The sequence below is a fragment of the Clostridiaceae bacterium HFYG-1003 genome (assembly GCA_024579835.1).
In the GTDB taxonomy this organism is placed as follows: domain Bacteria; phylum Bacillota; class Clostridia; order Clostridiales; family Clostridiaceae; genus JG1575.
This window is the reverse complement of the sequence record CP102060.1, coordinates 1,952,276-1,974,139: the sequence shown is the minus strand read 5'-3', so window position 1 is coordinate 1,974,139 and position 21,864 is coordinate 1,952,276. Positions and strand designations below refer to the sequence as shown.

The following is a 21,864-nucleotide window of genomic DNA, read 5'->3' as shown; positions in this document are numbered from 1 at the left end:
GCCAAAGAATAGCCAAAGAATAACAGAAAAATAGCCAAAGAATATTAAAAGGATGTGAAGGACATTGCTGAAATTGGATTTATCCCGAACAATCGGTATGGTTAAGGAAGAGGAACTGAAGCTGGCGGGGCCTTTTACGGAACTGGCACTGAAAACCACAGTGGAAAAGTCCGGGGCTGGAGCGGAGTTTTTAGGCTGGGTAGAACTTCCGGCGAACTATGACAAGACGGAGTTCACTCGAATCAGCCAGGCCGCGCAGAAGATCCGGGACGACTCGGATGCCTTGGTCGTGATCGGCATCGGCGGATCCTATCTCGGAGCCAAAGCGGCCATTGAGATGCTGGGTCACACATTCCACAATGAAATGGGCAAAGCCAGAACCGGCGGGGTTCAGATCTATTATCTGGGGCACAACATGTCTGCGGATTACATGAATGAATTCCTTCAGATCATTGAAGGCAAGGAGCTTTCGGTCAACGTCATCAGCAAGTCAGGGACGACGACCGAGCCGGCCATTGCTTTCCGGGTGATGAAAAAGTACATGGAGGACAAGTATGGCAAGGCGGAAGCCGCACGGCGAATCTATGCCACGACCGATGCCAAAAGGGGCGCTCTCAAAGGTCTGGCCGAACAGGAAGGATATGAATCATTTATTGTTCCCGATGACGTGGGCGGGCGATATTCCGTTCTGACCGCCGTGGGCCTGCTGCCTATAGCAGCGGCGGGCATTGACATTCTCGAGATGATGGCGGGTGCCAAGGATGCCATGGACCATTACCTGACGGCGCCCTATGCTGATAATGACTGCCTGAAGTATGCGGCAGCCCGCAACATCCTGTACCGAAAAGGACGGGAAATTGAAATACTGGTGAACTATGAACCAAAACTGGCCTTTTTCGCCGAATGGTGGAAACAGCTGTACGGTGAATCCGAAGGTAAGGATGGCAAGGGAATTTTCCCGGCATCCGTGAATTTTTCAACAGATCTGCACTCCATGGGTCAGTATATCCAGGATGGCCGCCGGCATTTATTTGAGACCGTCCTGCAGGTGGGTGCTCCTCATCGGGATTTTGAGATCCCGAAGGATGAGGCGGATCTGGACGGCCTGAACTTCCTGGCAGGCAAAACGATGCATGAAGTCAACACCAATGCCTTTCGGGGCACAGTCCTGGCTCACAATGACGGCAATGTCCCCAACCTGGTCCTGGGAATTGATCAGCTGACTGCGCGAACCTTCGGAGAAATGGTCTACTTCTTTGAATTGGGCTGCGCGGTTTCAGGCTACACCCTGGGGGTCAACCCGTTTAACCAGCCAGGAGTGGAGGATTACAAGAAGAATATGTTCGCGCTGTTGGGAAAACCAGGTTATGAAGAACTGGCCAGAGAGCTGAACGACCGGTTGAAATAGCGTGGAACGGTTAGATAAAATACTGGCAAACGCCAAACTCGGCTCACGCAAGGGGGTCCGGCAGCTGATCAAGTCCGGTCGGATTCAAGTGGATGGCGCAGTCATTCAGGATCCCGCGGCATCCTTTGATCCGGAGACCTCCCGGTTCCTGCTGGACCAGGCGGAAGTGGACACTCGGAAATTCATTTACCTGATGTTGAACAAACCGGATGGCTACCTCTCCGCCACGGAAGATGCGAGGGATCCCGTGGTACTGGATCTGATTGCCAGTCAGCACCGGGCTTTCGCGCCCTTCCCAGTGGGACGGCTGGACAAGGACACCACAGGGCTCCTTTTGTTGACCAACGACGGTTCGCTAAACCACCAGCTGATCTCTCCCCGGTGGCACATCGATAAAATCTATGTTGCACGCCTGCGGGATCCGGCTTTGGACAGCTATCACCGCCGATTTGAACAAGGCGTTGTCATTGACGATGGCTACCGCTGTCTCCCGGCGCGTATGGAAGTCCTGTCCGAGGATGCCAGACTGGTTCGCCTGACCATCCAGGAAGGCAAGTTTCATCAGGTGAAGCGGATGTTCGAGGCACTGGACAACCGGGTACAGCAACTGAAACGGGTTGCGTTTGGTCCCTTGACCCTGCCGGAGGATCTCTCGCCGGGACAATACCGGGAACTCACAGCGGAAGAACTGTCTCAGCTGATGGCTGCCACCCGGAAAAAGGGACAGCCAATGAGCTTTGGTGCGACGGAAGCCGGGGATACGGTATATGACGAGGAAAATGAACCCTTTGGCCGATCGATAACTGAATAAGCGAACAGCAGTTGGCTCTCCTCATGCAGGTCACGGAGAGCCAACTGCTTTTTGTTATAGCAGTGGAACCATTCATGGATCTAAGGAAAGTCTCTCCGGATTGATCTTTATCATTGGATTTGTTTTAGTTATTTTTTAGATTCGATGACTATAGTAAAGATGTCAGTAAGAACGATCGATAAGATATCTGAATGAATGATAAATAAAGAATCTGCAAGGAGTGTTCAACGATGGATGAAGAAAGAAAGTACAATGAAATTCACGAATCAATGAGTTCTGACCATAATGAATCAGTACCGGAAAGGAAAGCAGCGGATGATTCATTTCCGATGGAGAAGGAAACCGGAGCTGGACGGACTGACACCGAGGGATTCACTTCCGGCAATCATCCGGATCCCAGGGAAGATCACGAAGGCTATGTGACCTACTCACCGACTCCGGGCTATATGGATGAAGAATCGGGGGAAGGGGATGGGAAGGCAGGTTTTTCCCGGGCTGCTACCTTTGAATATCAGGAAGTTTCGCCATCGCCGGGCAAAGGTCGCGGTCTGATGGGCACATTGGCCATGGTTCTGGTCGGCGCTGTTCTGGGTTCCGGAATTACGATGGCCTCCGGCCGGTATTTATTCGGGTCGGAGGATGTGGTACGTCAGCAGTCGACGGTTCCAGTCAACCAGGCGCTGTCCACTTCGACCAGCCCTTCAAAAATCCTGACAGCTCCACCGGCAGAAACCGGTGTAACGGCGGAAAACCAGGTGGCTCAGGCGGTGACGCCTTCTGTGGTCGGCATTACAACAAAAACGAAAGTTTCTCAGCCTTCATTCTTCGGCAGCGGTGGAAGCGGCTATGTCGAAGGCGTAGGATCCGGCGTGATTTTGAGCAGTGACGGCTATATCGTCACCAATTCTCATGTAGTGGACAATGGGGAAGCGGGCAATATCACCGTCGTGTTCGATGATCAGACCACCGCGCCGGCGGAGGTGCTGTGGAGCGATGCCGCGCTGGATGTAGCCATTGTTAAAGTCAGCAAGGCGGGTCTGTCACCTGTGACGATCGGTTCTTCCGAAGCGGTGAAAGTCGGAGACAAGGCCATCGCCATCGGAAATCCTCTGGGGCTGGACCTGCAGTCGACTCTGACTTCAGGCTATATTTCGGGTTTGGATCGCAGCATAACCATTCAGTCCGGCGGAACCATGTCGGGGCTGATCCAGACTGATGCGGCCATTAATGAAGGGAATTCCGGCGGTGCGCTCCTGAATGCAGCCGGTCAGCTGATTGGCATCAATACTGCCAAGGCGGGCGGTGGAACTTCAGGGATCGGCTTCGCAATCCCGGTTGATACCATAAAGCCCATCATTGAAAAAGTCATGGCTGAGGGTTCCTTTAAATCTGTTTACCTGGGAGTCACCGGAATGAATGTAGCCTCCATCAAGGCACAGGATGAAACCATCAACTTTGACGGAGCTGAGGGAGTGTATATTATGGATGTCATGGATGGAACCGCAGCTGCCCAGGCGGGACTGAAGAGCGGCGACATCGTGACGAAGATCGACAGCTACCCGATCCAGGGAATGACTGAACTGAAAAAGGCATTGCTGAACTATCAGGTAGGCGATGAAGTAACGGTGACCTACTTCAGAGACAATAAAGAAAAATCGACCAGTCTTCGCTTTGCCCAGGATTCCTCCAATATTGAGAATTTCTTTAACCAGCAGGAACCATAGCTCTGACTTCATTCGTTGACACCAGAGGTAAGCGGTCCACTCCCAAATAATGGCCGCTCGGATACCATCAGACTCGGTATAGTGGATCTGAAGTCATAAGGATCATCGGCAAAATCCAGATAAAACCGACAAAGAGCAGTGTGCATGCGCTGCCTTTTCTGAATCAGGGAAGTCGGTGGAACCGGTCCCATTCGAATGAAGAGATATGGGACGGTAAGCGGCACAGCAAAAGGGACAGAACGAGGGACAAAGAGATTGGGTCAGGAGATTGAGCAAGGATCGAGCTTGAAGACAGAGGGTGGATCCCGGACTCTGAAGCCCATGAGAGGACTGAGTCTTGAAGCTCAAGGCAGGAACTTGACTTGATGCCCAAGCAAGAGTGGCGGATGGAAGCGCATGCTGAATGTTATAATATGAGGAGAAACCGGGCAGGAGGAAACGGATGTGAAAATACTCATTGCAGAAGATGAAACGGATCTGGCAGATGCCCTGGAAGCTATTCTCAGGCATAAAGGCTATACCACCGAAGCGGTCCATGACGGTCAGGATGCCTTGGATTATTTGACCCAGGGAAGCTATGATCTGGCAATTCTTGATATCATGATGCCGCATTTGAGCGGACTTCAGGTTCTGGAACGAATCAGGGCGGCGGCCAACCCGATCCCCGTCCTGCTCCTGACCGCCAGAGATCAGCTGGAGGACAAGGTCGAAGGCTTTCGCGGCGGGGCGGATGACTATCTCACCAAGCCCTTTGCCATGGAGGAACTGCTGGTTCGGATGGAAGCCCTGCTGCGTCGGCCGCGCCGGACCTATTCCCAGGATCTGTCCTTTGGGGATCTGACGCTCTCGCGGCAGGATTTTTCCATGCGCTGCGAATCTTCCGAAACCATGATTTCCCTTAACAACAAGGAATTCCAGCTGATGGAGCTGTTTATGCGCCATCCCGATCAGCTTCTGGCCAAGGAGCAGATCATGGATAACATCTGGGGACTGGATTCTGAAGCTGAAATCAACGTTGTCTGGGTCAACATCTCGGCCTTGCGCCGGAAACTGCGCGATTGCGGCTCACGGGTCCGAATTCAGGCTCACCGTGGAGTAGGTTATCGATTGGAGTCGGAAGATGTATAGACAGCTAAAAAAGCGTTTTATTGCTTATGCCATGCTGATTGTCACGATTGTTCTGGTGACTCTGGTGGGTTTGATTAATGCCGCATCTTATCGTGCCATGATCCAGCGGGCGGATGATATCACACTTCTGATCACCGAGAACCGGGGATCCTTTCCCAAGGATCTTACGGTTCGCCTCAACACCATGGAGCGGTATGGGCTGTCGGCGGAGTCACCCTACTCCACCCGCTATTTCTCAGTATTTTCATCGCCGGTTCGTGATATCCTGACAACCAATCGAGACAACCTGGTTTCCATCAGCGGAGAGGAGATCCAGCAGCTGTTGTTTCATGTGATGCAGGGCGACCGCTCACTGGGATCGGAGGGGAACTTCCGGTATCGCCGTACCACCTTTCAGGATGGAACGCTGGCTGTTTTTCTGGATATGACGGAACCCAGAAATTTCTTTTCTCAAACCCTGCGCAACTCCCTGACCATGCTGGCAGCGGCACTCGCTTTGGTGTTTGGCCTGATCTGGCTCCTGGCCGGGAAAGTGGTCCGGCCCATTGCCGAAACCATTGAAAAACAGAAGATTTTTGTCAATGACGCAGGTCATGAGCTGAAAACACCGCTCGCTGTGATCGCTTCATCAGCGGATGTGCTGGAACTGACTCATGGAAAAAACCAATGGACTGATTCCATTCGCCGGCAGGTGGAACGAATGAACCATCTGGTGGGGGACATGCTGACGCTTTCCCGCTACGAACAGTCTCCCTCGCTGAAGCTGGGAGCGGTGGATCTTTCAACTCTCCTGGAGCAGATCACGGCAGAACTTTCCCCTTTGCTGGAAGGGAAGCAACAGCATCTGACCGTCCGTTTGCCCAGGCCGTTTCAGGCCCAGGGGGATGAAGAAAGCCTGAAGATTCTGTTCCGCATTCTGTTGGATAATGCCATTCGCTACACGGAGCCGGGAGAAACCATCGAACTGACAGGAAGTCTGGGACATTCTGAAGCTCTGCTGGAGTGGACCAATCCGTTTCCTGATTTTCCCGAGGACCAGCTTGAAGCAATTTTTGAACGATTTTATCGCTCGGATGTATCCCGTTCCCGAAATACCGGGGGATCAGGGATCGGGCTGGCACTGGCCAGACGTCTGGCTGAAGCCAATGACGGTTCGTTGATAGCCCTCAAGCCGAATGAATCACATCTTCAGTTTCAGCTCAAGCTGAGACTGAAAAAATGACAAATGGAATAAAAACTCCCCATCCCACGGACAGTCTTGCAGATTGTCGGTGGGATGGGGAGTTTAGCGATCTGCCCAAGTTTTCGCTCAGGAGAAAGTTTCCTGGGTTAATATCTGAAATATACCAGGCTTCTTATCTCGTCACCGATGCGAGAAGGACGACCGACGGAATGGATGAAATGCACTTCGGGAAGTGGAACATTTGTTCTAGATATCCTTGTGTCTGTTTCCCAGTAGTGTATAATTTTTGTAGAGAATAATTTCAAGGAAACCGACAGTCGAATGGAATACCCTATTGGAGTATCTTTTTTTCGTCGGAATACATAGTCGGTTATACCATGCCTGACAGGAGATCATATGAATCTGGATTATCAACAACTGCTCAATGAGGAGCAATTCGAAGCCTGCACCACGACGGAGGGACCGCTTCTGATCCTGGCCGGAGCGGGATCCGGGAAAACCCGGGCGATTACCCATCGCATTGCCTATATGATCGGCGAGCGGGGCATCGCACCCTGGTCGATCCTGGCAATTACCTTCACCAATAAGGCAGCGCAGGAAATGAAGGAGAGAGTGCGGCAGCTGGTGGGCGATACTGCGGAGACGATGTGGATCTCCACGTTCCACTCTGCCTGTGTCAGGATTTTGCGTCGGCACATTGAAGAACTGGGTTATAAAAAAGACTTCACGGTGTATGATACCTACGACCAGAAAGCCCTGATCCGGCAGTGCATGGCGCAGCTGTCCATCAACACGAAGGAATTCTCGGAGAAGGACTTTCTATCAGCGATCTCCTCGGCTAAGGACTCCCTGATTAATGAAACACGCTACTTTGAACTGAATCACTCCAATTTCCGCAAGGGAAAGATTGCTCAGGTTTATCAGCTGTACCAGCAGAGCCTGCGCAAAAACATGGCGGTGGATTTTGATGACATCATCATGCTCACGGTTCGGCTGTTCCGGGAACATCCCGATGTGCTGGCTTTTTATCAGAACAAGTTCCGCTACATCATGGTGGATGAGTATCAGGATACCAATAAGGCGCAGTATGAACTGATCTACCTTCTGGCCAAGGAACATCGTAACATCTGCGTGGTGGGGGATGATGACCAGAGTATCTATCAGTTTCGCGGAGCGGACCTGCGCAATATTCTGGAATTCGAATCGGATTATCCCGATGCGACGGTCATTAAGCTGGAAGAGAACTACCGGTCCACCGGAACCATTCTGGATGCGGCCAACGAAGTGATCAAGAATAATTTCTCGCGCAAGGAAAAGACCATGCGAACCCGAAATGAGCGGGGAGAAAAGATCAAGGTATATCGGGCGTTTTCCGATTCCGATGAAGGTGCCTTTATTTCAAAGGAAGTCGAACGGCTGGTGCGGGACGGACGGAATTACCATGAACTCGCGATTCTGTATCGGACCAACGCTCAGTCGCGTATCTTTGAAGAAAGCTTTATGCGCCATTCGATTCCCTATCGGATCATCGGGGGACTGAAGTTCTATGATCGCAAAGAGATCAAGGACATAATGGGCTACCTTCGGCTGATCAACAATCCCTTCGATGAAGTCTCCCTGCGGCGAATTATCAATGTGCCCAAGCGGGCCATCGGTGATACCACGCTGCAGAAGCTCATGGACTGCGCCACTGAGCACGGAGAAAATGTCTTCGATGTTCTCATGGATCTGGAGGAGCATGGTATTTTATCCGGTCGAGCGCTGCAAAGCGTCATCGGCTTCCGCAACCTGATCACCGAACTGATGGCCATCAGCGTGGATCTGTCGGTGCAGGAACTGATAGAACTATTACTGGAACGGACCGGATACCTGAAGGAATATGAACAGAGCAAGAATCCGGAGGCCGCTTCCCGGGTGGAGAACATTGAAGAACTGATTAATGCGGCGGCAGAGTACGATTTTCAACCGGAAGCATCGCTCCCCGGTTTTCTGGAGAGCGTTGCCCTGATCTCGGATATTGATAAATATGATGATTCGGCAGATGCAGTGGTCATGATGACCGTTCATTCAGCCAAGGGGCTGGAATTTCCGGTCGTGTTCATGGTGGGGATGGAAAATGGACTGTTCCCGGGACAGGTTTCTTTTGACAATCCTTCCGAAATGGAAGAATCCCGTCGTCTGGCCTACGTGGGGATTACCCGGGCCAAAGAACTGCTCTACATGACCCATGCGGAAATGCGCATGGTGTATGGCCGCTCCATGATGTATCCTCCCTCGGAATTCCTCATGGATATTCCGGAAGAACTGAAGGAACTGCTCAACCCCGAACAGCCCCGCGCCAGTCTGGCTGCCAGGGCACAGCGGAGCATGCCGGCTACGGCACACGGCATCCGAAGCGCGATGCCAGGGCGGGTACGACCGACGAATGACACCATGGAAGACCTGCTGACCGAGGAAACGGCCACGCCGGGAGCAAAGGTCGTCCATCCCAAGTTTGGCAACGGCATGATTGTTGGCATGTCGCGGGAAGCAAATGATATCAAGCTGCAGATCCTGTTCGACACCTACGGCCTGAAATCCTTGCTGCTCTCTCTGGCACCCCTGAAGCTGCGTCAGGAATAAATCCCGACTCTGTCGTGACTGGAGTGTTCAGTTGTCTGCAGAATCATCCTGGCTAGCCACGGCGAAGCAGAACCCAATAGCGATAAAACAGCCTGGACGTGGTCACTCAAAAGAAGTGACGCCCGTCCAGGCTGATTTGTTTTCGCCGATTCCCGCATTTTTCGCATTTCAGATGATCAGGCTTCTGACTTAAATTCACCCTGCTGAAAAGCTTGAATTTCAGCAGAGATTGCCTCACAGATAAAGCGAAGGGTTCTTGAATGATTACTTCTGCACAGGGGGGATGAGCCAGTAACCGGAAGCATCCCGGGCCATAATCCGCTCACCGATGAGATCCCGGCGCAGGGTACAGAAATCATCATGGAAATCGGCAATGATCAGATTGACTTCCCGTTCGGGGTAAATTCGCCCCATTTCAAAGGCTTTGGCGATCTCCTCCAGGATGATCCGTTCCTTCTTTTTCTGAGTAGGAATGGACTTGAGTCTGCCGTATTCAAAGAATGCATCCAGCACTTTCTGACGGTACTGATTGTCCCGTTTCTTCTGAAGGGCCGACTCATCGGACTCTTCCTGGATGATATCCAGAATTTTTGTGTTGAAGATCTCCGGGTGCAGGGAATACATGGTATAGTACTGAGTTTTTGAAGAAGTGACGGCGCCGACTTCCAACAATTTTTTCAGGTGGAAGGAAATGGTGGGAGCGCTCAGGTTCAGGCGCTCTGCCAGACGTTCCACGTACATGTCCTCAACCACTAAGGACTTCAGAATCTGCAGTCTGGATTTATCCGCCAGGCATTTGAATAGTTTGATGGCTTCTGGTTCTGTCATTTGGATTCCTTCCAATCCTGCTGCCAGACGGCGCGAATTTCACCCAGCTGGCTCAGCTTGATTTGTTCAATGAGGCTCTGCTCGGGATCTCCGTGATCACGCGCCAGGTTCAACGCATTGGTCCAGGTAAGCTGGAGCTGGTCGAGCCGCTCCTTCAAAAAGTGTTGATATTGTTCCGGAGTCTGCTCGAATTGACGGCTTCCGGCGGCATCCACTGCCCGCCAGATCTCACAGACATTAATTCGGATTTGCTCAAAATTGCTTTCATCTTTCCGGCCTTCCAGACGGAGCTGTTGTTTTGCCTTCTGACAGGCAGAGATGGTTTCCTGCAGAAAGGAAATCATCTCGGGTGAAGTTGTTTCACTCATGATGCGGAGTCCTCCCATAAATTCGTTCTGATCTGATTATACAACTATGAGAATGAAAATACAATATTGATTAGATATGTATAAAAACAAATACCAGCTAAAAGAAGAAGTCCAGAGGATATCGACAGGACCAGGTCAATGGGATCGATTGATGCTGACCTGTTTCCGCAGAGTGCAGTCGCCTGAGCTTCTTCGAAATGGCTTCGCTTCTCTTGAACTTGAGCTTCTTCGAAATGGCTTCGCTTCTCTTGAACTTGAGCTTCTTCGAAATGGTTTCGCTTCTCTTGATCTTGAGCTTCTTCGAAGTAGTTTCTCAGCTTATTCCCTTGAGTTTATTCATCTTATTGGGATTTAAAGCAGGGGCAGAGGGATCATGTTATAATAAAAAGTGAGAATTTATGTCTTGATGAGGATTTTTGCTCATCTGGAGGTTTCAACTGTGGAAGATAAAATTACGAGAATCCGCCAGCTGGCGGAACTGCTCAATCAATATGCCAAAGAATACTATATGCTGGATGCACCGTCGGTTCCTGATCAGGAGTATGACCGGCTTTATGATGAACTGATCGCCCTTGAGGCGGAAACCGGCCATGTGCTTGACTGGTCTCCGACGCAGCGGGTCGGAGATGAGCTGCTGCCTGGGTTTCAGAAATACACCCATCGGGCACCGCTCTGGTCGCTGGAAAAGGCCCAGAATCCGGAAGAACTGACAAGCTGGCTGGAACGTAATCAGCGGTTTGTACAGGAGTATAATGCCGCCCATTCGGATCAGCTGCCTCAGCCGACCTATATTCTGACTCGGAAATTTGATGGGTTATCCGTGAATCTGACCTATGACGGCGAAGGGATTCTCCGGGTAGGAGCTACCCGCGGCAACGGAACAACCGGGGAGGATGTCACACAGCAAATTCGGACGATCCGCTCCATCCCCTGGAAAATTGACAATGACTTTCTGTTTGAAATTCACGGGGAAGCCCTAATGACGAAAAAAGCCTTCGATGCTTACAATGCCAGTGCTGCCGTCAAGCTGAAAAATACCCGAAACGGGGCGGCCGGGGCATTGCGCAATCTCAATCCCGCGGAGACCCGGCGTCGCCACCTGACCGTGTACTTCTACGACATCGGCTACATGGAAGGGGAACCGTTCAAATCCTACCGCGACATGATTGATTTCATGGAGGCCAGAGGCTTTCCGACCGATGGCTACTTCAAATCAGCGTCCACCTGGGAAGAAATTTCGGCCATCATCGAAGAAAACATACAGATCCGGGCTGAACTGGACTTCGACATCGACGGCATCGTCATCGCCCTGGATGATATCGCGACCAGAGAACAGATGGGTTATACGGTGAAATCACCGCGCTGGGCCATCGCCTATAAATTTGAGGCGGAGGAAACCACCACCCGGCTTCTGGAGGTTGAGTGGAATGTCGGCCGTTCGGGCCGCGTAGCGCCGACGGCTATTCTGGAGCCGGTGGAACTGGCGGGTGTTACGGTACGCCGGGCAACGCTCAACAACATGGATGACATCCGGCGCAAGCGCGTCGCCATCGGCGCGGATGTCTACATCCGCCGCAGCAATGACGTCATTCCTGAAATTATGGGCTCTGTAGTCAATGACAATCTCACCACACCGATTGAGGCACCGGAGCGGTGCCCGTCATGCAACACACCACTGACGCTGATCGGAGCACATTATTTCTGTGAGAATACCCTGTCCTGCAAACCGCAGCTGGTAAAAACCATGGTTCATTTCACCTCGCGCGATGCCATGAACATCGAGGGGATCTCGGAAAAAACTGCAGAGCAGTTCTTCGACCAGCTCAATCTCACCAAGGTGTCGGAGTTTTACCGTTTGACCTATGAAGATCTGATCGCTCTGCCCAAGACGAAGGATACCAGAGCGAGGAAGCTGCTGGCAGCCATTGAGGCCAGCAAACAGCCAAAACTCGAGAATTTCCTGTATGCTCTGGGGATACAGAACGTCGGTCTGAAAACGTCGCGGGATCTGGCCAAACAGTTTAAAACCCTGGAGAAAATCCGGCGTTTGACGTACGAGGAGCTGATCACCGTACCGGATGTGGGAGAGATTGTGGCGCACAACCTTCTTGATTTCTTTGCGGCGCCGGAGGTTCAATCGGAGATCGACGCCCTGCTGGCGCTGGGTGTGGCTCCCCGGGAAGTCCGGGAGACCACCGTTCGGGAAAATCCTTTTCAGGGTAAAACCGTTGTGGTGACTGGCACCCTGGAAGGATACAGCCGAAAGGGAATCGAGGAAAAGCTGTTGGAGCTGGGGGCGGTTCCTCAGGGGTCGGTCAGCAAAAAAACAGACTTTGTCCTTTATGGCAAAGAGGCCGGTTCCAAGCTGGATAAGGCCAGAACCCTTGGGGTTGCGGCGATAACTGAAGCTGAATTCGAGGAGATGATTCAATGACCGATCGCAGATTGATTAAGCGGCGGGTTAAGGTGGGCTTTGCTGTTCGCATGATTTCATGGGCAATGGTGCTCATTGCGATCTTCACGGTGATCATGACATTCCTGTCCACGTTCTACATATGGGTTACGGATCTGTTCATGACAGCCAAGACCCTGATCGCGGTGCTGCTGGCTACCTTCAGCATTTGGAGCCTGCGCAATTTCCTGGATGCCAGAGTTTATCCGGTGTACAAGATCCATGGGATCCTTTTTCTCATCCTGGCTTTGATTGCGGCTTACCTTTTAACAACGCCGGTGTTCTAGCTTCCCTGGTTCGATCCGGAAATAACCTGGGTCAAAGACCGGATAGTGTCTGAAGGCACGTGAATATCATGCATCGCACAACAGATCCTGCAATGGGCTGGATTTTTGAAGAATCGTAATGAAATTACTTACGAAGAAATTTTAAATTTAAATCTGAAGAACGGACCGGGCCAGACCCCGACAGTCCGATGGAAAAGGAGTTTCAATATGGCAAAAGAAGCATCATTTGACGTAGTATCACAGGTGGATCTGCAGGAAGTCGACAACGCCCTGAATCAGACAGAACGGGAAATCACAACCCGGTTTGACTTCAAGGGATCCAATACCACCATCGAGCGCAAGGATCAGGTGATCCACATCGATACGACGGACGACATGAAACTGCGCAACGTCATCGATATGTTCGAGGGCAAACTGGTCAAGCGGGGCATCAACATCAAATCCCTGAAATACGGCAAGATCGTTCCTTCCCTGGGCGGTCGGGTCAAACAGGATATTGACCTGCAGATTGGTCTGGACAAGGAACAGACCAAGAAAATTACCAGCACCATCAAGGATCTGAAGCTGAAGGTTCAGGCGACGATCCAGGGCGACAGCGTTCGGGTCACGGGAAAGAACAAGGATGACCTGCAGGCAGCTATCGCGGCCTTGAAAGCACAGGATTTTGACTTCGCCGTCCAGTTCACCAACTACCGTTAATTTTTATAAATAGGAGCATGCAATGTCGGTAACAATCAAAGACGTAGAACATATTGCTGATCTGGCTCGTCTTTCGTTCGGAGAGAATGAAAAGGACGGTCTGATCAAGGATTTGAACAACATACTCAAGTATGTGGAAGAACTGCAGTCCCTGCCGCTGGAAGGCGTCGGGCTGACGCTGAACCCGGTCTATATCGAAAACCGGTTCAGGACAGATGAAGTGACCGGTGAAATCGGCGCGGACAAGGCGTTATTGAACGCGCCGGAACGGGTGGAAGACTATCTTCTGGTCCCGTCGGTCATTGAGGTGGAAGATGGCGAATATTAAACATACCTTGCTGGAGCTGAAGGCAAAGCTTGATGCCGGTGATCTTACATCCGAAGGCCTGGTTCGGGAATACCTCGACCAGATTGACCGTCTGAATCCCACGATCCACGCCTTTCTCTACGTTGCCCGGGAAGAAGCGCTGGCACAGGCCAGAATTCTGGATCAGGAACGGGCGGCGGGAACCCTGCGGGGACCGCTGCACGGACTGCCCATTGCCCTGAAGGACAATATGAGCGTGGAGGGCATGCAGAATACCTGCGCCAGCAAATTCCTGGAGGGTTACGTGGCTCCTTATGACGCCACCATCGTGAAAAAGCTCAAGGAGGCCGGAGCGGTCATTTTGGGCAAATTGAACATGGACGAATTCGCCATGGGATCCTCCACGGAGTATTCAGCATATGGCGATACCAAAAATCCATGGAGCCTGGACCGGATTCCCGGCGGGTCCTCCGGCGGCTCGGCGGCAGCCCTTTCGGCCATGATGGCACCGGTAACTCTGGGCACCGATACCGGCGGCTCAGTTCGTCAGCCGGCCGCTTTCAATAACCTGGTCGGACTCAAACCAACCTATGGGCGGATTTCACGTTACGGCATCACGGCGTTCGGCAGCACGCTGGATCAGGTGGGCGTATTCGCCCGTGATGTCAGAGACTGTGCCTTGATGGCGGGCGTTCTGTCCGGCGTGGATCCAATGGATTCCACCACAGCCGATGAGCCCGTACCGGATTACCTGGCGGGGCTGACGGCTGATCTGAGCGGGATCCGCCTGGCGCTGCCCAAGAGCTTTCTGGATGGGCTGAAAGAACCGATGAAGGGTCTTCTGCTGCATACCGTTGAAGAATATCGCGCCCTGGGTGCCACCGTGGATGAAATCGACCTGACCTTTGCCCACAATGCACTGGCAGTCTACTATATCGTGGCATCCGCTGAAGCCTCCAGTAATCTGGCCCGGTTCGACGGGATCCGCTACGGCCGTCGGGCTGAAAATCCCGTCAGTGCCAGGGATCTCTATACCAGATCACGGTCGGAAGGCTTTGGTGAGGAAGTCAAGCGCCGGATCATGCTGGGCACCTATGTGCTGTCCGCAGGGTTCTATGATGCGTACTACAACACCGCACTCAAGGTCAGAACCCTGATCAAGGAAGAACTGCGCCGGGTCTTCACTCAGTATGACGCCATCATCGGCCCCACAACGCCGACGGGGCCCAGACGTCTGGGCGAACGCTCCGACAACATTATTGATGAGTACCTCAACGATCTGTACACCGTACCGGCCAACATCGCCGGAGTTCCGGCCATTGCTTTCCCGATGGGATTCGCCGAGGCAATTCCGATGTCGTGTCAGCTGATCGGGGATTATTTCAGTGAGCCCAAATTATTCCAGATCGCATATGCATACGAGAAAGCCCATGATCATATCACCAGATATCCGGAGGTGGCGACAATATGAATTACACAACAGTAATCGGACTGGAATGTCATGTGGAACTCTCCACGAAAACCAAGGCCTACTGCAGTTGTTCCACCCAGTTCGGCGGGAAACCGAATTCCCATGTGTGTCCCGTCTGTCTGGGCCTGCCCGGCGCACTGCCGGTCATTAATCAGGAGGTCGTCAATTCGGCGATCAAAGCCGGCCTGGCAATGAACTGCCAGATTAACCGGGTGCAGCATTATGACCGGAAGAACTATTTCTATCCCGATACGCCGAAAAACTACCAGATTACGCAGCAGGCTACGCCGATCTGTTCCGATGGCTGGATCGAGATCGAACTGGCTTCCGGCGAGAAGAAGAAAATCGGCATCGAGCGGATCCATATGGAAGAAGACGCGGGCAAGCAGCTCCATACCAAGGCAGGAACCCTGGTTGATTTCAACCGCAGCGGCGTCCCGCTGATTGAGATCGTCTCGAAACCGGATCTGCGCTCCAAGGAGGAAGCCACCCTCTATATGACCAAGCTGCGCTCCATCCTGGAGGCGTTGGAAGTGTCCGATGTCCGGATGGAAGAGGGATCTCTGCGCGTTGACCTGAATGTTTCCGTTATGCCGGAGGGGGCAACGGAGTTCGGTGTCCGGGCTGAAATCAAAAACCTGAATTCCTTTAAATCCATGGAAAAAGCGGTGGAGTTTGAAACAGCCCGGCAGATCAGAGCCCTGGAAGAGGGGATTGAACGCTCCGAGGAAACCCGCCGCTGGGATGAGACGAAAAACGAAACCATCCTGATGCGCAGCAAGGAAATGGCCAATGATTACCGCTACTTCCCCGAAGGGGACCTGGTTACGCTGCGAATCACCGATGAGTGGATTGAGGCCGTCCGCCAGACCATCCCGGAATTGCCCCACGAAAAGGCGGAACGGTTCGTTGCTTCCTACGGTGTAACAAAATATGACGCCTCCGTGCTGACCCTGTCCGATGAACTGGCTTGCTTCTTTGATGAAACCGCAGCGATATCGGGTGATGGCAAGGCAGCAGCCAACTGGCTGATGGGGGATATTTCCCGCCTGATGAACGAAGAAGCCATCACGGCCGGCAAACTGAAATTTGCTCCGCAGGATCTGCATGAGCTGACTGTTCTGATCCGGGAAGGCAAGATCTCCAACGCCGCCGGCAAGAAGGTGGTAGAGGAAATGTTCCGGACCGGAGAAAAGCCCGGCGAACTGGTTGAACGACTGGGTCTGGCTCAGGTATCCGATGAAGGGAAAATTCTGGACGTCATCCGCCAGGTGCTGGATGATAACCCGCGAGTGATGGAGGATTACCGGGCTGGCAAGACTAAGATCATTGGATTTGCCGTGGGTCTGGTCATGAAGGCTTCCAAGGGATCCGCCAATCCGAAAGTAGTGAATGAACTCGTGGCGCAGGAAATCAGCCGTCGCGCCGAAGAATAGAAGAATATATGAACGCCCCTGAGCTGTCGAGTTGATCTCGACGGTTCCAAAAGGGGCGTTCTCCTTTGCGTTGTCCAGTATATGTCTTTAGTGAGCGGTCTTTTGGAAAATATCAGCAGGGATCAGCCAATTGGAATTTGACAAGGCAGCGGGCGAGGGACTATTCAAGGAACAATGCAAGGAACAATGCAAGGAACTATGCAAGGAGCTATGCAAGGATCAGTATAAGGACCAGTACAAGGATCAGAACAAGGATCAGAACAAGGATCAATGACTGGGGTCAAGGGTATTTCACTCGGAAAAAGTGATAGAATAGTACACAGAAAATAAGATAAGGAACTTGTGAATATGGAAACGGGAAAATTAACGGCGGACCATCTGACGAATCTTCTCCAGCGCTACCAGGGGGCAAAGCGGCCAGAGGTCATTCTGGCTGGAAAGCTGGGGGAAGACTGCAGCTACATCGAAATGGGCGACCAGACCCTGGTTTTGTCCACGGACCCGGTGACTGCTGCCAAGTCAGACCTTGGAACCATCGCCTTCAACATCAACATGAATGATATTGCTACTTCCGGCGCGGAGGGGATTGGCCTGCTGGTCACCATTCTGGTTCCCCCGGAAACGGAATACTCAGTGCTGGAAACCATCATGGCCGAACTGGATGAGGCCTGCGTTCATCATCATCTTCAGATTCTGGGCGGACATACGGAAGTGACGGACAGCGTGACTCGACCCATTGTATCAGTGACGGCTGTGGGGCGGGTGCCCAAAGGTGAGGAGATTTACTCTGCGGGACTGCGTCCCGGGGATACTCTGGTAGTTTCAAAATTCCTTGGGATTGAAGGAACATTGATCTTAGCGGACCTGGAAGAAACGCTGGCCGCAGAGGTGCTGACGGAAGATGAACGGAGGGAAGTAGATGCCTTCCGAGGTATGCTGTCGGTCATTCCAGAAGGCCAGGTCGGGAAAGAATTGAGAGTCCACTCCATGCATGATGTCACGGAAGGGGGCATATTGGGTGCGGTCTATGAAGTCGTGACTGCCAGCGGTCGAGGCTGCCTGATCAATCGGGACGATCTGCCGTTTCACCCGGCAACCCTGAAGCTTACCAAAGCTCTTGGATTGGATGAAACCAGGCTGATCAGCTCCGGAGCCATGCTCTTTGGGACGGATGACCCCGAAACTCTGGTGGAAGAACTGGCTTCGCGGGGGATTGATTCGGCGATCATTGGCCATGTTACCCGGGAGCAGGAACTCATACTGCTGGATGAAGATACACTTGAATCCATTGAACCGGTTGCAAAAGATGAAATATATCGAGTGTTTGAGAGGTAACTATGAGACAGGATCTAAGAGAAAATCATGAACTTCGGCCGATCACGTTCGAAGATAACTTTATAGAGAATCCGCTGGCTTCGGTGCTGGTCAGCCACGGAAAGACCCGAGTGCTTTGCACCGTTTCCTTTGAGCCCAAAGTCCCTCCCTTTTTATATGGCACCGGTCGAGGCTGGCTGACGGCGGAATACAGCATGCTGCCCGGATCGACCCTGACCCGCAAGCAGCGCGATATCGCCCGACTGAAGCTGGATGGTCGTTCCAGTGAGATCCAGCGTCTGATTGGCCGTTCCCTGCGCTCGGTGATGGATTTTAACCGGCTGGGGGAAAATTCCCTGATCATTGACTGTGATGTGATCCAGGCTGACGGCGGCACCCGCTGCGCTGCCATCAACGGCGGTTACCGGGCTCTGAAACAGGCCTGTGACCGTCTGGTAGTCCGCGGAATCCTGGCAGAGAATCCTCTGGCAGGTCAGGTCGGAGCACTCAGTGTAGGGATGGTGAGCGGCCAGGCAATGGCTGATCTCTGCTATCTGGAAGATTCAAAAGCTGATGTGGATATGAATGTGATCATGAACGGCAACGGGGAATTCATTGAAATTCAGGGCACCGGAGAAGGCAGAACATTTACCCGGGCGGAAATGGATATAATGCTCGCCCTGGCGGAAAGCGGCATTCGGGAAATCCTGACAAGACAGGAGGCGGAGTAGGCAGTGAAAATTATTGTAGCGTCAAACAATCAGCATAAAATCAAAGAAATCCGGGAGATGATGAATGAGTTCGGCTTTGAAGTTCACTCCCTCAAAGACGAAGGGATCAAGCTGGAACCGGAAGAGACCGGAGCAACCTTTATGGAAAACGCAGCCATCAAAGCCAGGGCTGTTTACGAGTACATTAAAACTGCGGAGAAGAAAGATCCGGCAAAAAAAGATAAGAAAAGCTACCGCGACATCCTGGTGCTGGCAGATGATTCAGGCCTGGCGGTGGATTACCTGGGGGGAGCGCCCGGTGTTTACTCCGCCCGCTATGCCGGCAAGCAGGCGGATGACGCGGCCAATAACGCCAAGCTTCTGGCAGATCTCAAAGGGGTCCCCATGGAAAAGCGGACGGCCCGCTTTGTCTGCGCCATGGTTCTGGTGGGACATAAAAAGGAGATCCGGGTCCAGGGAGAAACCCAAGGCTACGTCATTGAGGAACAGAAAGGTTTCCAGGGGTTTGGGTATGATCCGCTGTTTTTCTCCAGTGATCTGACCAAGACCTTTGCCGAAGCCACCGCCCTGGAAAAGAACAGTGTATCTCACCGCGGCCGAGCTTTGCAGGAACTGAAAAAGGAGCTGAAGAAGCTTTGATGATCGGAGTGCTGTCCGACACCCACCGCAACCGACGGGCTGTGGAGAAGGCATTCCGGCTTTTTCAGCACTTCCAGGTGACTACGGTGTTCTGTCTGGGGGATCTGTGTTCGGATGTCGCTGACTTTGACATTGAGTACGATATGGCGGTATATTGCGTTGCCGGCAATATGGATTATTCCTCACCTTATCCGGCCCAGGCCGTTCACGAGGTGGATGGAATCCGCTTTCTGCTGACGCATGGCCACACGCTGGATGTCCGCTATACTCATCAGAACCTTCTGGAAGAAGCGAAAGCCAGTCAGTGTCAGGCGGCTCTCTATGGCCATACGCATGTCCCGTTTAATTCAATGGAAAATGGCATCCTGGTTCTGAATCCTGGTTCAGCGTCAGAGCCAAGGGGGCACTCCCGCCCAGCAGCGGCCATGATTGAGACTCGACGCGGCGAGCTTACCGCTCAGGTCTACTGGCTCGACGATCCGCTTCCCCCCAATAATGTCTGACCGAGCGGAAGGAATTGGATGACCGATCAAACAGGTAAGAACGGGGATGCGCGCATCCACAGCATCCGGCCGCTGTGTGCAGCCGCTGCGGGAAACCGCCGCGGCTGCCGCTCCTGACAGCTGCTTTTCCCATTAAAAACGGACAGTCCCTCCTGGAGGGGCTGTCCGTTTTTGTGAGAAAAATTAGTGAAAGGGGGGATTGCCGGACCGTGAAGCACAGTATTTATCAGGTATAATGCAGGGGGATCGGTGAATGGGGAAGGGCATCAAGTCAGAGTTCGCGTTTGTCCGGGGAACAGATAACGGAACGCTGGATCCAGGCGCCCCTGCGCAAACTGGAGGGCGAGTTTTGCACCGATGGCTGAATAGACGGTTCCGTTGCCCCCAATCCCGTGCAGCAGAAACACCTCCGGGTGATGAGGGTGCGGTCCCAGGTAGGGTAGACCATCGCCGCTCTCCGAAAAGATGGCTTCGTAGGTGAATTCTGGAATCAGACCAGACGGTTCGATCAACCGCTGCTGGACCTGATGGAGAAGCTCCTGACCGATTCTGGCGGCTTTTCCCGCACTCAGGCGGGTATTCTCCTCGTCGGCGCCCCCGACGATCAGGCGGCCGTCCATGGCGCTTCGGAAGTAAAGATAGGGGCGGGCGGATTCCCAGAACATACAGTCAGAAGGGATGAGCCGGGATTTGGCCAAAGGCTGTGTGATGCAGGCAAAGGTACTGATGAGCTTCATCTGCGGCAGATGGCTCCTGACAAAGGGCAGGGGGGCATAGCCGGTTGCCAGGAGGAGGCGGTCAAACTGGCAGGTGATTTCGCCATGTACCAGGATCTTGCGGTTCAGGTCAATGTCACTTTCTCTGACCTGAATGCCTTCATGGATCACCAGTCCGTAACGCTCCATGGCGGTCTCGGCCATGAAGCGGGTGAACTGATAGGGATTAAGCTCCAGATCCCGCCTTGTCATGAGCGCCCCTGTCGCCCGGAGACGATGCCGGTCTGCCAGTTCACGCTCGTCAATGAGCCGGGTGGGAAGGCCGATGGCCTGATGAGCCAGGGCTTCCTCACCTAATCTGCTGAGTTCTGACGCATCAGCTGCCAGATAAATACTGTTATTACGGCGGAGCTGGGGGTTTTGAGGCAGTTCGACTGCTATTTCTTCCAGCAGATCCAGGGCCTCGAACGAAGCCCTGTAAAAGTGCCGGGCTGTTTTCAGATCGAACCGCTCTGCCAGATCGATCAGCAGATCATCGCTCATGTACTGAATCAGTCCGGTATTCAGAGAGGTCGAACCGTTCCCGATGCGCCCCTGTTCGAACAAGGTCACCTTCAATCCTGACCGGGCCAGGACATAGGCGCTGAGCATGCCGCTGATTCCGCCTCCAATGATTGCGACATCACAGGTCGAATTGGTACGGGACAAGGACATGGAGTTGGTTTGCCATGTGGTCGGCCAGTAACGATTACCTTTGTAAAGTTCCATAATTGCCTCCTTGGTGTGGTTTGTCTGGTCAGACAGGGTGGAGTAGGGCGGCGGCCTGGGACATCCGGATTATCTGCGCCCTCCAGGTGAACCAAAGGTGTTTGTCTTCTGGTCCCGGCTCCGCAGGATTGTGCGGCACCCATTTATTTGAGTGTTACCAATGGATTCTTTGGTTCCGACAGACTGATTTGCCGCAACCGGGTGTTCAAAAGTAGACACCGGCGAACTCATGATTCGGCACGGCTTCTCGCTGGCTGGAAAAAAGTCCTCGCAAATTTTTGAAAACCCCATTGTCAAACCACTCTTCTTCCCTTATACTAACAAAGCAGTCACTTTTTCTCCACTCGAGAATGAGCGCTGGTAAGGATTGATGAAATCATCAAGTAAAAAAAACTTGAAAAAAATCAAAGATTCTTATTGACGGGGACAGGGCAGTGTAGTAGAATATATCTTGTCGTCAAGATACAAC

At 52.6% G+C, this 21,864-nt stretch carries 21 protein-coding genes; 18 read left to right on the top strand and 3 right to left on the bottom strand.

Annotated elements, in window-relative coordinates; genetic code table 11:
- The first annotated feature begins 64 nt into the window (after window positions 1–64).
- From NQU17_08905 to pcrA, 6 genes are all read left to right on the top strand, one after another.
- Window positions 65–1,408, top strand: coding sequence for a glucose-6-phosphate isomerase (locus NQU17_08905; GenBank protein UUM10785.1), 1,344 nt, complete (start codon window positions 65–67; stop codon window positions 1,406–1,408).
- 1 nt (window position 1,409) lies between these two features.
- Window positions 1,410–2,219, top strand: coding sequence for an rRNA pseudouridine synthase (locus NQU17_08900; GenBank protein ID UUM10784.1), 810 nt, complete (start codon window positions 1,410–1,412; stop codon window positions 2,217–2,219).
- A gap of 230 nt (window positions 2,220–2,449) precedes the next feature.
- On the top strand, window positions 2,450–3,943 hold the full coding sequence (locus NQU17_08895; GenBank protein ID UUM10783.1) for a trypsin-like peptidase domain-containing protein: 1,494 nt from the start codon (window positions 2,450–2,452) through the stop codon (window positions 3,941–3,943).
- Between the two features lie 444 nt (window positions 3,944–4,387).
- Window positions 4,388–5,071: a response regulator transcription factor gene (locus NQU17_08890; GenBank protein UUM10782.1), complete on the top strand. Its 684-nt coding sequence runs from the start codon at window positions 4,388–4,390 to the stop codon at window positions 5,069–5,071.
- On the top strand, window positions 5,064–6,293 hold the full coding sequence (locus NQU17_08885) for a HAMP domain-containing histidine kinase (protein UUM10781.1): 1,230 nt from the start codon (window positions 5,064–5,066) through the stop codon (window positions 6,291–6,293). Before NQU17_08890 ends, NQU17_08885 begins: the two co-directional genes overlap by 8 nt.
- Before the next feature lie 363 nt (window positions 6,294–6,656).
- Complete coding sequence (pcrA, locus tag NQU17_08880) at window positions 6,657–8,876, top strand: DNA helicase PcrA (GenBank protein UUM13492.1); 2,220 nt, start codon at window positions 6,657–6,659, stop codon at window positions 8,874–8,876.
- Between the two features lie 264 nt (window positions 8,877–9,140).
- Here pcrA and NQU17_08875 read toward each other — a convergent pair whose 3' ends face one another.
- Both NQU17_08875 and NQU17_08870 read right to left on the bottom strand, forming a co-directional pair.
- Entirely contained in the window at window positions 9,141–9,704 is a 564-nt protein-coding gene (locus NQU17_08875) for a metalloregulator ArsR/SmtB family transcription factor (protein ID UUM10780.1), read from the bottom strand.
- Window positions 9,701–10,072, bottom strand: coding sequence for a hypothetical protein (locus tag NQU17_08870; GenBank protein ID UUM10779.1), 372 nt, complete (start codon window positions 10,070–10,072; stop codon window positions 9,701–9,703). Before NQU17_08870 ends, NQU17_08875 begins: the two co-directional genes overlap by 4 nt.
- 76 nt (window positions 10,073–10,148) lie before the next feature.
- Between NQU17_08870 and NQU17_08865 the strand changes: the two genes are divergently transcribed.
- The 12 genes from NQU17_08865 to NQU17_08810 all read left to right on the top strand — a co-directional run bounded on the left by NQU17_08865 (window position 10,149) and on the right by NQU17_08810 (window position 19,911).
- Window positions 10,149–10,427 (top strand): hypothetical protein, encoded by a 279-nt coding sequence (locus tag NQU17_08865; GenBank protein UUM10778.1) that lies wholly within the window; start codon window positions 10,149–10,151, stop codon window positions 10,425–10,427.
- Between the two features lie 51 nt (window positions 10,428–10,478).
- Window positions 10,479–12,506: an NAD-dependent DNA ligase LigA gene (ligA, locus tag NQU17_08860; GenBank protein UUM10777.1), complete on the top strand. Its 2,028-nt coding sequence runs from the start codon at window positions 10,479–10,481 to the stop codon at window positions 12,504–12,506.
- Window positions 12,503–12,811, top strand: a complete 309-nt coding sequence (locus NQU17_08855; GenBank protein ID UUM10776.1) for a hypothetical protein — start codon at window positions 12,503–12,505, stop codon at window positions 12,809–12,811. The genes ligA and NQU17_08855 overlap by 4 nt, the downstream gene beginning before the upstream one ends.
- Before the next feature lie 207 nt (window positions 12,812–13,018).
- Complete coding sequence (locus NQU17_08850) at window positions 13,019–13,510, top strand: YajQ family cyclic di-GMP-binding protein (GenBank protein ID UUM10775.1); 492 nt, start codon at window positions 13,019–13,021, stop codon at window positions 13,508–13,510.
- Window positions 13,511–13,532: 22 nt separating this feature from the next.
- Window positions 13,533–13,838, top strand: coding sequence for an Asp-tRNA(Asn)/Glu-tRNA(Gln) amidotransferase subunit GatC (gene gatC / locus NQU17_08845; protein ID UUM10774.1), 306 nt, complete (start codon window positions 13,533–13,535; stop codon window positions 13,836–13,838).
- Window positions 13,825–15,288 carry an Asp-tRNA(Asn)/Glu-tRNA(Gln) amidotransferase subunit GatA gene (gene gatA, locus NQU17_08840; protein UUM10773.1) on the top strand — a complete coding sequence of 488 codons (1,464 nt, stop codon included), beginning with the start codon at window positions 13,825–13,827 and terminating at the stop codon, window positions 15,286–15,288. Before gatC ends, gatA begins: the two co-directional genes overlap by 14 nt.
- Window positions 15,285–16,724, top strand: coding sequence for an Asp-tRNA(Asn)/Glu-tRNA(Gln) amidotransferase subunit GatB (gatB, locus tag NQU17_08835; protein UUM10772.1), 1,440 nt, complete (start codon window positions 15,285–15,287; stop codon window positions 16,722–16,724). Before gatA ends, gatB begins: the two co-directional genes overlap by 4 nt.
- A gap of 130 nt (window positions 16,725–16,854) precedes the next feature.
- Window positions 16,855–16,998 carry a hypothetical protein gene (locus NQU17_08830; protein ID UUM10771.1) on the top strand — a complete coding sequence of 48 codons (144 nt, stop codon included), beginning with the start codon at window positions 16,855–16,857 and terminating at the stop codon, window positions 16,996–16,998.
- 74 nt (window positions 16,999–17,072) lie between these two features.
- Entirely contained in the window at window positions 17,073–18,059 is a 987-nt protein-coding gene (locus NQU17_08825; protein UUM13491.1) for an AIR synthase family protein, read from the top strand.
- Between the two features lie 2 nt (window positions 18,060–18,061).
- Entirely contained in the window at window positions 18,062–18,769 is a 708-nt protein-coding gene (gene rph / locus NQU17_08820; protein UUM10770.1) for a ribonuclease PH, read from the top strand.
- 3 nt (window positions 18,770–18,772) lie between these two features.
- Window positions 18,773–19,408, top strand: coding sequence for an RdgB/HAM1 family non-canonical purine NTP pyrophosphatase (rdgB, locus tag NQU17_08815; protein UUM10769.1), 636 nt, complete (start codon window positions 18,773–18,775; stop codon window positions 19,406–19,408).
- Window positions 19,408–19,911: a metallophosphoesterase gene (locus tag NQU17_08810; protein UUM13490.1), complete on the top strand. Its 504-nt coding sequence runs from the start codon at window positions 19,408–19,410 to the stop codon at window positions 19,909–19,911. Before rdgB ends, NQU17_08810 begins: the two co-directional genes overlap by 1 nt.
- A 266-nt stretch (window positions 19,912–20,177) precedes the next feature.
- Here the strand turns inward: NQU17_08810 and NQU17_08805 are convergent, their stop codons facing one another.
- Complete coding sequence (locus NQU17_08805) at window positions 20,178–21,395, bottom strand: FAD-binding oxidoreductase (protein ID UUM10768.1); 1,218 nt, start codon at window positions 21,393–21,395, stop codon at window positions 20,178–20,180.
- Between the last annotated feature and the right edge of the window lie 469 nt (window positions 21,396–21,864).